The organism is Bernardetia sp. Wsw4-3y2 (genome assembly GCF_037126295.1).
In the GTDB taxonomy this organism is placed as follows: Bacteria; Bacteroidota; Bacteroidia; order Cytophagales; family Bernardetiaceae; genus Bernardetia.
Map to the genome: position 1 here is coordinate 2,273,411 of NZ_CP147017.1, position 12,122 is coordinate 2,285,532.

Consider the following 12,122-nt stretch of genomic DNA (forward strand, 5'->3'; position numbering starts at 1 on the left):
TGCTTTTAAAAAAGATTGAAAAGCTATTTTTTACTTTTTCTCAAACCATTTTTTATAGATTTTCTCCTGTGTTTTAGAAGGTTTATCTATTTTATCAATTCTGTAGCCTTTTGTGTCATCAGCTTCTAATTTTATAGTAAGCGTTTGCAAAAGTCCATCACGAGCAATAAGCAAAGTTACTTCATCACCTACATTTTTATATTGCAAAACTTCTGAAAGTTCCCCATTTGAAGTTACTCTAAAATTATCGGCTGCAATAATTTCATCATCTACATTTAACCCTTGTTTGTAAGCTGCGCCATCTCTTTCTGTACTTCTTACTTTTAGATTTCCACCACTTTCAGAAGTTCTGATTCCTAGAGTAGCCTTCCTTGTATTTTCAGAAACCATTAGTTTAAGACCAGCATAACCCAAATAAGTTGCATAATCTGGCATCTGTGTTCCATAAACTACATTATCAAAAAACGATTTAAAAGGTTTTCCTGCAATTTTTGCAACTGCTGCCTGAAACTCTTCATCTGTGTAACCTCTTTTTTGGTTTTTGTAATATTCATTGTATAAATAACGCATTACATCATCCAAATTTTTATCTGCATCAGTTGCTTCAATAATCATTAAATCTAACATAGCAGCATAAACACTTCCTTGTCCATAATATGAAACAGTAGTATTTCCAGAATTTTCATTTGGACGGTAGGCTTTTATCCACGCATCAAAACTTGCTTCTGTAACTGGCTGAACGTGTCTTCCCTTTTTGTTTTCTGCTGAAGAAATATTCCCTGAAAGTGTATTGAGATAATAATTATCATCTACAAAACCTGCTCTAGTAAGTAGCAATTCATCATAATACGAAGTAAAACCTTCAAAAATCCATAACAAATTGGTATGCTGTTCTTGTGTGTAATCGTAATTAGTAAGTGCAAAAGGACGCAAACGCTTTACATTCCAAAGATGAAAATATTCGTGAGCAACTAAACCTAAAAACTGTAAATGACCTTTCTCTGTTCCATACGACATTCTATCGACAACCAAACTTGTAGAGTTGAGATGTTCTAATCCTCCTCCTCCATATCTTGAATTATGAACAATAAACTTATAGTCTTCTGCTGGATTTTCGCCCCAAACTTTTGTTGCTTCTTCTACTACTTTCGCCATATCTTTTGTGATTTGGTCTTTGTTGTAGTTTCCTTTTCCATACATAATTACAGAATGTTTTACACCTGCTGCCTCAAACTCTAAAATATCTTGATTGCCTATTTCGATAGGAGAATCTGCCAAAATATCATAATTAGGAATTTCAAAAATATTTTCTTTTCCATCTTTGTTCTTTAACGAAGTAGAGATAGTTTTCCAATCACTCGGCTTTTCAACTTCTAAAATGGCAGGTTCATTTTTCATTCCGTCCACATACATAAAAATACTTGTTGGAATAAGTGCAGCGTGAGAAGCATCAATAAAACTCGTTCTTACAGAATGCTCAAAACCATAGACATCATACATAATCTTGACACTTGATTTGCCATTTGTTTGGACTTTCCATACATTTTTTGATGTTTTTTCAATATCAGAATCAGACTTTACACTCTCTACACCTTTTGCAAACTCACGAATCAGGTACGACCCTGGAGCCCAAACAGGCATCACAAAGTCAATTGTTTCTTTGTCTTTCGGAATTTCATTTACCTCAATCGTAACGCTTGTGTAATGCGTTTGTGGAGCAGGAAATTCTATTTTATAATTGATTTTTTGAGAAAAACCAGCAAAACAAATACTCATAAAGAGCAATACTGATAAAACAGTTTTAAAATTTCGGAATAACATAGTTGATTAGTTAGTTTCGAAACCCTAAGAGTCTTCAGCGACCCTTAGGGTTTGTTAGTTGAAAATGATATAACAAGTAGGCAAGTTAAGAGTTTTTAAAAGCAAAATTAAAAATCTGTTCATTATTTGACTGGAAATAACACTTTTATAGCTATTTCAGAATTATTCCAACAAAAAAGAATATATTTTTTTTGCTTTTGTTTGTGTAAAGATATTTTTATAGAATATAGTTTTCTTGATTTGTCTGTTTGCTAAGATGAGGATAGCAAAGGAAGACTAAAAAAATAAATTTACATTTTTAGCTAATAATAACTTTAGGAACAATTACGAATTTAATTTATTGATTACCAGTTAATTGAATATTTGAAAATAGTAGTTTATTTACTTCTTATTCCTTAGAAAAATATTATATAAAAAACGCAATCAAACCAACAATCAAACAGTATATAGCAAAATAAATAAGTTTACGTTTCTTAACTAGCTCTACCATCCAATAACAAGCAATCAGTCCGACTATGAAAGCTGTAATAAATCCAATGGAGAGAAAAGAAATATCTAAAGAAGCAGGATTTGGACTTTCAAAATAATCTTTTACTTCTAAAAGTGTAGCTCCAAAAATAGGTGCAAGAACCATCAAAAACGAAAAACGAGCAGCTTCACTACGTGGAACTCCAATCAAAAGAGCTGTTGCAATGGTAGCACCCGAACGAGAAATTCCTGGTAAAACAGCTATTGCTTGTGCAAGTCCGATAATAAAAGCCTGTAAATAAGAAATATTTTGATTGAGAGCAGCCGTTTGGCTATGCGTTTCTTTTGGAGTTGTTTCATCGTCTAAAATAGATTGTTGTCCACTTGTAGGAACACTATTCTCTTGCTTTAGGCGAGTAATGAGTAACAAAACTCCTGTAATCATCAACATGCCACCCACAAAAGGAATATTTCCTACAAAGAAAGACTCTACCCATTTCTTAAAAAACACACCAATTATTCCGACAGGAATCATCGAAATAACCATTTTTACAGCAAATTCCCATTCATCATTCCATTTGAACTTGAGCATTCCTTTCAAAATAAAACCAATTTCTTTTCTAAAAATAACAACTGTACTAAGAGCTGTTGCAGCATGCAAGATGATAGAAAAAAGAAGATCATCAGAGGGTTCTATTCTCAAAAGAGCTTTTCCTAATTCTAAATGTCCACTACTACTGACAGGCAAAAATTCTGTTAATCCTTGCAAAATACCTAAAATGAGAGCTTCCAACCATTCCATAAATTCTTTTTTATTTTATTTCTAAAGTCTTGTTTTTCATAATCAAAGGCACAAAATTAAAAGAGTTTGGCAACAAGACAACTACTTTTTCGTAAAAAAAACTAAATCATTTCATAAATAAAGAATTGTTTTATCTTTGAATCAATTTTTTACGTAAATTTTGGGTAATTTTAAAGACAATATTTACTATTCACTATTTTTTATTATTTCTCTCTTTTTTATGAAACATTTACATACGCTCTTAATCGTTCCCATTATCATTGCACTTTTCTTGCTTGCCATTCAACAATCTTGTGCTCAAGTAGAAATGCCTGTCCCTAGTCCAGCAGCTTCGGTTTCACAAGTAATTGGGGTTACCAAAATCTCAGTAGATTACTCTTCTCCTGCTGTTCGTGATCGTGAGATTTGGGGAAAACTTATTCCTTATGGCGAAATGTGGCGTACAGGTGCAAACTCACCTACAAAAGTTACTTTCAGTACTGATGTTATGGTAGAAGGACAAAAAGTAGAGGCTGGTTCTTATACAATTATTACCATTCCAAATGAAAAAAAATGGACTGTTATTTTAAATAAAGATTCTAAAGGCAATGGCGTGTTTTCTTATTTAGAAGAAGATGATGTAATTCGTGTAGAAGTAACTCCAAAAGAAACGGATATGCGTGAATATTTATCTTATATGATTTTGCCTCAGTCAGATATGGAAGCACATTTAGTAATGCGTTGGGAAAAATTGAGTATTGCTGTAAAGATTACGACAGATACAAAAGCAAATGCTGTTGCTTCTATTGATAAAGGAATGGGCATTTATGGTAGAGCATGGTATGATTATGCTTCGGCTGCTGAATATTATGTTCAGAATGATTTGGATATAGCAAAAGCAGCTACTTGGGCTACTCTGTCTACAAAATTAAATGAACAACATTTCTTTCCTCAGTGGATTATGGCACAAGTAAAAGCAAAACAAGGAAAATATAAAGAAGCTATTGCACATGCCAAAAAAGCACAAGAAATGGGTGCAAAAAATGGTGGTGGTTTTTATGACGCTCGTAAAGCAAGCATTGAAACTAGTCTATTGCAATGGAAAAAAAAGTAAAGTAGTTTTAGCAAAAAGTATAAATTAAAACTATTTTAATAAATCTGATAAAGCTATTCATTCAAATTTGAGTGAATAGCTTTTTTTCATATAACTTGATTTAGTTTTTTTTCGTACATTAGGATAACATTAAAATCAACTTTAATCCAACATTTATGCTAGAGCTATTAATTATATTTGGTAGTACATTTGGAATTGCTACAAGTGCCATTGTCACAAATTATTTCTATAAAGTAAAAAAACTAGAAGTTGCTCGTCGTCTTAGCCAACAAGAACAACAACAACTTGATATGATAATGCAAGAAAATGATGAACTGCGCCAACGTTTGGAAAATGTAGAAGTAATTGTCTCAAGTGCAGATTTGGATATTCTTACAGCAGGAGCTTCTATGGAAGATATTACTCGTATCAAGAATACAGTAAGTCAAGTAAGAGATAGCAAACGCTTTAAATTACGTTAATAAAAGACACTTTTCTTAATAGTATTTCCTCACTTATTTCAAATGAGTGAGTTTTTTTTTGTAAAAAACAAGTGCTTTTTTTGATTTGCCTACCATTTTATACTCAAACTAATAAAAAAAAACTCTGTTTCACACAGAATGCCATGTGGTTAAAATAGAATATAACTTAAAAAGCAATATGAGTGGTAGCAAAACCCAAAAGATTTATTACTTTTGATTTTGTTTATAATCATTCTAAATAAATGTATTTTTATAGACTACAAAACTATTTTTATAAAAATCAATCAAAAAAACAATGGCAAATAAAAACTCTATGTCTTTAAAGATACGAATTATTCATCGCTATTTAGGCTTTTTTCTAGTTGGGATTATGAGTGTGTATGCGCTTAGTGGAATTATTTTGATTTTTAGAGATTCGGATGCGTTCAAACAAGAAAGAGAAGTTACAACGCAAATAAAAGTAAATGCTTCTTCAGATGAGTTAGGTAAATTGTTAGAAATGAGGAGACTAAAGGTTACTAAAGAAGAAGGTAATAAAATCTATTTTCAAAATGGAGTATATGATAAAGAAACTGGAATTGCTGACTATAAAGTAAAAGAACTACCTTTTATTTTGGATAAAATGACACATTTACACAAATCAAAATCTGGGGATTCATTGTTTTTTCTTAATATCTTTTTTGGAATTGCGCTACTATTCTTTTCATTTTCTTCATTCTTTATGTTTTTACCTAAGACAAGTGTTTTCAAGAAAGGCTTGTATTTTACCTTAGCAGGAGTTATTCTGACTTTATTATTACTTTTTGTATAGCTTTTTGATAAAAAATAAAACTATAAAGTCATTTCAAAAATTCTAATGATGAGATTTTAAAATGACTAACTTTGCTTCTATAAAACCTAAAAATACTAAATTATGAACAAAATTATAGAAATCAACACCGACTATTCTTTAGAATTGCCTGACTTCTTGAGTACAACCGATTCTCTAAATCCTAATGCTTCACTTCAATATCAAAATCTTGATAAAGAACTCTTTGTCATTGTAATAGAAGAAGATCGTAAAGAGTTTACTAAAAAGATAATAGATAATAATGCAGAAGAAGTCTATCCACCAAATCTAAAAGGTTATACAGATATTATAAATCATTCTATTGGTGAAACCATAACTATCAGCGCACGTACTGAAATCGAAGATTGGGAAATTAATGGTTTAGCTGCCAAAAACTTTACCATTCAAGGACAAACACAAGATAAAATTGCTGTTTATTATAGCTTTACAATCATAAAAGGAAAAGACAATTATTATCAGATTGCTCAATGGACTGCCAAAAATCAGAGAGCCTTATTTGAAAAACAAATGGTTGAAATTGCAAAATCATTTAAGCAGTTGTAATGTCTAAACGAGGCTGTCCGAAAAGGTCAGCCTCTTTTTATGCAGCTATTTTTTGTAATTCTTCTTTTTGGTTGATTTTTTTGATGATGCAAACAAATTTTGTCTTTTGGTGATTTTTTTGAGTATAAAAAAAGGTGCAAAAAGATGATTTTTTAGAATTGAAAGTATTTTTTAGCTTATCGGCAGTTTTTGCCACCATTTTTCTAAAATTATGCCCAAGAGCCATCAATAGAAACTCCATTTCTACTTTTGCTAATCCCTTAAAAGTAAATCGATTAAACTTATTATTATATTTGAGATGCCCAAAAACAGCTTCTACTTCTATAGGGCGTTTACTGCGCTGCTCTAATCCTTTCTCACTAGTTAGTAAATTTCTAGCTTTCTCTTTTAGTTGGTTTAAACGATGATTCACTTGTATTATTCTATTGCCTTCAGCTTTATGACATAAATTGCGAAGAGGACAATCTTGACACCTTTTTGCTTGATAATAAGATACTTGCGATTCGTATCCATTACTTGAAGTACGTTTTCCATCTCTTATTTTCTTCATTCTTTGCCCCATCGGACAGACATAAAAATCTAATTCTTTGTTGTAAAATAAATTCTGAACTAAAAAAGGATTATTTTTCATTTTCCTTTTTTGCTCTTTATGGAAATAATTGTACTTAACGTAGGCAGTAATTTCTTTTTTTTCAAGTAATTCATAATTTTCTTCACTTCCATAACCTGCATCAGCTACTACTTCTTTACTTTGTTTATTGTACTGATTTTCAAATCCTTCTAAATGAGAGGATAAAGTGGTGGTATCTCCTGCCGTTTGATGAATAGAAACGTGGGTAATAAATTGATTTTCTGTGGACACTTGAGCATTATAAGTAGGTTTGAGTTGTCCATTTTTCATGTGATCTTCTTTCATCCGCATAAAAGTAGCATCCGTATCTGTTTTACTATACGAGTTTCTACAACCTAAAATTTTCAGAGACTCTTCATATTTACTTAATCTAGGAAGATATTCATCTTGCATTTTTTTTAGTTCTCTTGCCTGTTGTTTACTCGGTTCTTTTAGTTTTTTATTGATTTGAGCGAGTTTTTCTTTTAATAATTCTGAATCTAATGGAGTAGATACTTCTTCTTTATTTTCTTCTTGATTATCTGATTGAATACTACTTTCAATATCAGATAAAATTTTATTTACTTTAGTTTCTAACTTTTCTTTATTTTTTTCAATACTACCACGCCAAACAAAAGTATAACGATTAGAACAAGCCTCTATTTTTGTTCCATCAATATATTGAACATCAAGACTTACATAACCCATTTCAACCAACATTTTAACAACTTCTCCAAATAAACGATGAATGTGTGCCTTCAAAATTTTACCTCTAAAGTCATTAATTGTTCTAAAATCTGGTGTAGAATTGCCTGATAAATACATAAAATGAATATTCTCCCCAAGAGCTTTAGCTATTTTACGACAAGAATAAATATTGGATAAATAAGAATAGAATAGCACTTTAACGAGCATTCTTGGATGATAAGCTGAACAACCTCCACCTTTGTATTGAGAAATCAAATCGCTAATATCCAATGAATCAACCACCTTTTCAACTAAACGAACAGGATGGTGAGCTGGAATTTTGTCAAATATATTGACAGGAAAAAGTTCGGGCTGCTTACCACTTTGGTTTTTGAAAACTACTTTTGCCATAGGCTATATAACGTTAGTATAAAAGTATATGGTTGTCTGACAATTTTTGTGGAAACACAAAAAGTATTTATATTTAGCAATGGAAAATTTAGAATTATATGAACACTTACTCAATTTGTCTTCTGTAAAAGTAGAAGCTGTTGAATTGACAAAAGACAAAGTTACTATTTCTTGTAAATTATCAACGAGTTCTTGTATTTGTCCTACTTGTGGTCAAGTTAGTTCTCAAGTTCATCAGAGTTATAAACGCATTGTTCGTGATTTAAATTTAATTTCAAGAGAGGTTTATTTATCCATAAAAATACGTCAATTTTACTGTAAAACCTGTACTAGTTATTTTACTGAGTCACTTGATTTTGCAGATGCGAATAAATCTCATACTCATCGTCAAGAAGATTTTATGTTTATGGTGGCTCGGAAACAAAGCTATTCAGAAAGTGCAGTCATTTTAAATGTTCATCCTAAAACGGTTGAGCGTACAGTTTTGTCTCTTTGTAAAGAACGAGTTGATTTAGCCCAACGTTATGCTCAAGTAAAACGTTTAGGAATTGATGAACAAAGCCATAGAAAAGGTAAGAAAGATTATCTATGTGTTTTAACAGATTTAGATAGAGGAACACTAGTAGATATACTAAAAAGTCGCAAAAAAGAAGATTTGATTGCTCATTTTGAGTCGTTAGGTAGTTCCTTCTGTGAGCAAATTACAGATGTTTCTTGTGATTATTGGAGAGGTTATATTAGTGTAGCTCAACACTGTTTTCCTAGTGCAACTATCGTTTTAGATAGATTTCATGTGACTAACTTACTCAATAGTTGTGTTGATAAATTTCGTAAACTGCTCAGAAAGTCAGAAACTGATAACCTAAATTATCGCCGTTTAAAGTGGATTTTATATAAACAATATCATAACTTATCAGACAAGGAATTAATTAACTTACAACTTTGTTTTGAAGATTGTCCCTTGTTAAAAGAAGTCTATTGGAAAAGAGAACAGTTTCATCATATTCTTGATAATAACCAAAAAATAGAAATAGTACTACAAAAAATAGAGGAATGGGTAGGAAGTATGAATGAGGAGCTGAAAAACATCTTTAAATCGTTTACAAATACTTTAAATAGTACAATGGAATATGTAGCCAATTATGTCAAAAATTCATTATCAAATGCTGTAACAGAGGGATTAAATAATCTAATTAGAAGTATAAGAAGAGTCGCATTCGGAATGCCTAACTTTGAGCATCTAAGATGGAGAGCATTAGCTATTTCAAACTAAAACACAAAAATTGTCAGACAACCAAGTATATATACCTCGAAAATAAAAAAAATTAACCATAAAAAAAAGGCTGTCCGTACTTTTCGGACAGCCTCTTTTTTTTATTTAAATAGAATAATATATGAGCGATTCTGAAATTATAAACTATCACCTCCAATTTTTAACTATAATGGCAGAAAAGGAGATAAACAGTAATCTATATTGGAAAAAATACTTTGAAGATAAGAAATTGATAGAAACAACTTATAATGATATTTCAAAAGAGTTATCTAACAATACAGATATGATGGATTGTCTATCAGTTAATCGTAGAAATCTTGTTGAATTTATTAGAATGAATGATTTTCGTCAAAAAATAGAAAAAGAGCCTATTTCTGAGGAAGAATTTCATCATTTTATATATGAAAATTTCAAATCTGACTTAATGAACCTTTCTCCATATATAGGTTCTCCAACAGAAGTTTTAATTGAGTTAAATTCAGCACTAAAAAAGGGTAAAATATTTGATAGTGAAGAGCCAGTATTATTATCTCTAAAGAGTTTTGACGAAAAATATGATATTATGATAAGTTTATTTGAAGAATTTACAGCCTTAGAGGATATCAATCTGAAACTAACTAATGCTACTGTTTTTCATATTTTATTTAGGCATTTTAAGATAGTAAAAACAAATGAGAGAGATGGGACTACTTTTGCTGATGATTTGTATGATGAAACTTCGAAATCAGCAAGTAAACTATTTACATTAATCAATGATATAGCTAATATTATTGATGCTGGTGACTTTGAGAAAGGTAAAAAAGTAATATATCACGAAAATCAACTTTATACAGTCATAATAAATGAAGAACTAGACATTCATACAATATATCCAATACTAGATTCTTCAAAAGCTAATCAGGAAGATAGATTAATAAAGCAAATAATTAAGGAGAAGGATGTAATATATAATTACCAAGAGATACCTGAAAAATATCTTTTGTAACTTATAACATTTATTTTTAGAGAACTCTTATACTTCAATAAAAAATGAAAAATTGCTGGATATGTGGAAGTGAAGATTTGTCTGATGAGCATAAATTTAAATCATCAGACATGAGAAAATATGGAAAACATTATAAGAACGACAAAGCTATGTTTTACATACGAGGAAATGAAAAACACTCTGTAGAATCTTATAAATCAGATTTACTTAAATTCAAAAAAATTATTTGTAGAGAATGTAACAATGTTCGTACACAAACACACGATTATGCTTATGATGTCTTATCTAAATATATAGACAAAGATAATTATACCAAACTTGTAGATAAGCGTTTAATAGATTTTGAAGATATATTTGGAGTTGACTGGAGAACAGAGAAAGCTAATTTATATAGATACTATGCAAAACATGCAGGTTGTAAGATTGCTACAAGTAATAAACCTCATGATTTAAAAGAAATATCAGATTTTATCCTTGAAAAACAAAACTCCATAACTTCTTTTAAATTACATTTTCAGTTAAAAGAAGCTATTAAGATATTAAATGAAAAGCAGGACAATTATTGGCATTTATATAATGGTTCTACTTTTTTTATAAAAGAAAATGATGATTCTTATACCTTTTCAGGTTGGATTTCTTATCAATGGTTGTCGGTAAATTGGGTTATGAGCAGTAAAATAACTACAGCAAAAAAAGCAGATTTAAATAGAAAACAAGAGCAACTATCTTTGAAATCTATTGAAGAATATAGTCCTTTTCCTCAAGATTTTACTTCGTTTATTACGCAAGTTGAAACAGAAGGGATTGAGGATATACAAAGCAGAATTAAATTTATTGAAAGCATAATTGATAGCTAGTAGTATATTATGATATTCATAAAAACTTTGTCAGTAGTTTTTTGGTAATCCAAAATAACTCTGACAATAGTTTCGTACAAATGTATTTTTTTCAACTATTGACAGCCTTCTGAAAGGACTGTCAAAGTTTAAAAAAGCAAGTAGTTTTTTTGTATAAATTAAAATTTTCCCTATTCAACAGAAGCATCAATTATCTCGTCATTCTAAACAAAAAGCAAAAACTATATAGAAGTGTTAGAATTCAAAGAAGAAAAATAAACACTTATTTTTGGTAAGTACAAGAAGACTAGGAATAACAAATTAGTAGTAGGAATAAAAATAGGATAATAACAAGAATATATATATTAACAAGTTTTGCAATAAAATAGCTTATCGAATAAAACATCTAAAAAACTTGTTTTTTTCTAAAAAATGGTTAATTTGGTTACATAATTGAACTGTTTTCTTATCAAACAATTAGGTAGCTAAATGATTTATATACAAGTATTTATTCCCTTATATTAAATAATTGTATCTCATGGATTAGTGTTATCTACTTCCTATTTATTCCCCATTGTTAAGTGTTAACAAATATGCAAAAAATAAAAAACACCAAATGGTTTCAACGTTTGGCATTGGCAACCTGTCTTGGTCTTATAGGTGCTGTTTTTGCTTCTTTTTGGTGGCAAGAATGGCAGTATTTACTCCCTACTCCTATTCCTGAAGGTTATCAAGATGTTTTTGTAGGCAAACAAATTCCTCAAAAAGTTTTACTTCAATTTTCTGAATTTCAAAAAAATAACAAACAAGAGACTACACAGAAACCTATCTTTCTGCACTTTTTTAGTCCTTTTTGTCCTTGTTCGAAGTTTAATATTGCTCATATTAACTATCTTGTTGAAAGATATGGAGAACAAGTACACTTTTATGCTATTATTTTTAATGATTCAGAATACGATATGGAATTTATTGATTTTTCAGAAAAATATAATATTTCTATTCCTACTATTTTAGATAAAAAAAATATGATTGCTTCTTCTTGTGGAGTTTATGCAACCCCTCAAGCTGCCATTATTACATCAGAAGGCAAATTATTCTATAAAGGAAATTATAATGTTAGTAGATATTGTAATAATAGAGATACAAATTTTGCTGAACAAGCTCTAGGTGCATTATTGGAAGGAAAAAATCCTCCTGACTTTGGAGAACTAGCTACTAAAGCATATGGCTGTGAGCTTCCAGAAGACTATTTTAAGTAAAACAATACTAAATAAAATTAAAA

11 protein-coding genes are annotated in these 12,122 nt (G+C 30.1%); 8 read left to right on the top strand and 3 right to left on the bottom strand.

What is annotated here, in order from left to right; translation table 11 throughout:
* Window positions 1-30: 30 nt before the first annotated feature.
* Together V9L05_RS09200 and V9L05_RS09205 are read right to left on the bottom strand one after the other, a co-directional pair.
* Window positions 31-1,821, bottom strand: coding sequence for a PDZ domain-containing protein (locus V9L05_RS09200; RefSeq protein ID WP_338815241.1), 1,791 nt, complete (start codon window positions 1,819-1,821; stop codon window positions 31-33).
* 406 nt (window positions 1,822-2,227) lie between these two features.
* Window positions 2,228-3,091 (bottom strand): undecaprenyl-diphosphate phosphatase, encoded by an 864-nt coding sequence (locus V9L05_RS09205; protein WP_338815242.1) that lies wholly within the window; start codon window positions 3,089-3,091, stop codon window positions 2,228-2,230.
* A 220-nt stretch (window positions 3,092-3,311) separates the two neighbouring features.
* On the opposite strand from V9L05_RS09205, the gene V9L05_RS09210 reads away from it, so the two are divergent.
* The 4 genes from V9L05_RS09210 (at window position 3,312) to V9L05_RS09225 (ending at window position 6,038) form a co-directional block, all read left to right on the top strand.
* On the top strand, window positions 3,312-4,184 hold the full coding sequence (locus V9L05_RS09210; protein WP_338815243.1) for a DUF2911 domain-containing protein: 873 nt from the start codon (window positions 3,312-3,314) through the stop codon (window positions 4,182-4,184).
* 155 nt (window positions 4,185-4,339) lie between these two features.
* Window positions 4,340-4,645 carry a hypothetical protein gene (locus tag V9L05_RS09215; RefSeq protein ID WP_338793567.1) on the top strand — a complete coding sequence of 102 codons (306 nt, stop codon included), beginning with the start codon at window positions 4,340-4,342 and terminating at the stop codon, window positions 4,643-4,645.
* A 295-nt stretch (window positions 4,646-4,940) separates the two neighbouring features.
* On the top strand, window positions 4,941-5,456 hold the full coding sequence (locus tag V9L05_RS09220; protein WP_338815244.1) for a hypothetical protein: 516 nt from the start codon (window positions 4,941-4,943) through the stop codon (window positions 5,454-5,456).
* 102 nt (window positions 5,457-5,558) lie between these two features.
* Complete coding sequence (locus V9L05_RS09225; RefSeq protein WP_338815245.1) at window positions 5,559-6,038, top strand: hypothetical protein; 480 nt, start codon at window positions 5,559-5,561, stop codon at window positions 6,036-6,038.
* Window positions 6,039-6,075: 37 nt separating this feature from the next.
* Here V9L05_RS09225 and V9L05_RS09230 read toward each other — a convergent pair whose 3' ends face one another.
* On the bottom strand, window positions 6,076-7,746 hold the full coding sequence (locus V9L05_RS09230) for an IS1182 family transposase (protein WP_338812820.1): 1,671 nt from the start codon (window positions 7,744-7,746) through the stop codon (window positions 6,076-6,078).
* A 79-nt stretch (window positions 7,747-7,825) separates the two neighbouring features.
* Here V9L05_RS09230 and V9L05_RS09235 point away from each other — a divergent pair, with 79 nt between their 5' ends.
* The 4 genes from V9L05_RS09235 to V9L05_RS09250 all read left to right on the top strand — a co-directional run bounded on the left by V9L05_RS09235 (window position 7,826) and on the right by V9L05_RS09250 (window position 12,099).
* The gene (locus V9L05_RS09235; RefSeq protein ID WP_338812543.1) at window positions 7,826-9,019 is read left to right on the top strand and encodes an ISL3 family transposase; all 1,194 of its coding nucleotides are present in this window, start codon (window positions 7,826-7,828) and stop codon (window positions 9,017-9,019) included.
* Window positions 9,020-9,140: 121 nt separating this feature from the next.
* On the top strand, window positions 9,141-10,004 hold the full coding sequence (locus V9L05_RS09240; protein WP_338815246.1) for a hypothetical protein: 864 nt from the start codon (window positions 9,141-9,143) through the stop codon (window positions 10,002-10,004).
* A 44-nt stretch (window positions 10,005-10,048) separates the two neighbouring features.
* Window positions 10,049-10,861, top strand: a complete 813-nt coding sequence (locus V9L05_RS09245; RefSeq protein ID WP_338815247.1) for a hypothetical protein — start codon at window positions 10,049-10,051, stop codon at window positions 10,859-10,861.
* A gap of 572 nt (window positions 10,862-11,433) precedes the next feature.
* A complete protein-coding gene (locus tag V9L05_RS09250; RefSeq protein WP_338793538.1) occupies window positions 11,434-12,099 on the top strand; it encodes a redoxin domain-containing protein in 666 nt (221 codons plus the stop codon).
* The last annotated feature ends 23 nt before the right edge of the window (window positions 12,100-12,122 follow it).

Coding starts and splice junctions, on each gene's coding strand:
- V9L05_RS09210 (WP_338815243.1), top strand. CDS start 3,312: ATGAAACATTTACATACGCTCTTAATCGTTCCCATTATCATTGCACTT.
- V9L05_RS09245 (WP_338815247.1), top strand. CDS start 10,049: ATGAAAAATTGCTGGATATGTGGAAGTGAAGATTTGTCTGATGAGCAT.
- V9L05_RS09225 (WP_338815245.1), top strand. CDS start 5,559: ATGAACAAAATTATAGAAATCAACACCGACTATTCTTTAGAATTGCCT.
- V9L05_RS09235 (WP_338812543.1), top strand. CDS start 7,826: ATGGAAAATTTAGAATTATATGAACACTTACTCAATTTGTCTTCTGTA.
- V9L05_RS09220 (WP_338815244.1), top strand. CDS start 4,941: ATGGCAAATAAAAACTCTATGTCTTTAAAGATACGAATTATTCATCGC.
- V9L05_RS09240 (WP_338815246.1), top strand. CDS start 9,141: ATGAGCGATTCTGAAATTATAAACTATCACCTCCAATTTTTAACTATA.
- V9L05_RS09200 (WP_338815241.1), bottom strand. CDS start 1,821: ATGTTATTCCGAAATTTTAAAACTGTTTTATCAGTATTGCTCTTTATG.
- V9L05_RS09205 (WP_338815242.1), bottom strand. CDS start 3,091: ATGGAATGGTTGGAAGCTCTCATTTTAGGTATTTTGCAAGGATTAACA.
- V9L05_RS09250 (WP_338793538.1), top strand. CDS start 11,434: ATGCAAAAAATAAAAAACACCAAATGGTTTCAACGTTTGGCATTGGCA.
- V9L05_RS09230 (WP_338812820.1), bottom strand. CDS start 7,746: ATGGCAAAAGTAGTTTTCAAAAACCAAAGTGGTAAGCAGCCCGAACTT.
- V9L05_RS09215 (WP_338793567.1), top strand. CDS start 4,340: ATGCTAGAGCTATTAATTATATTTGGTAGTACATTTGGAATTGCTACA.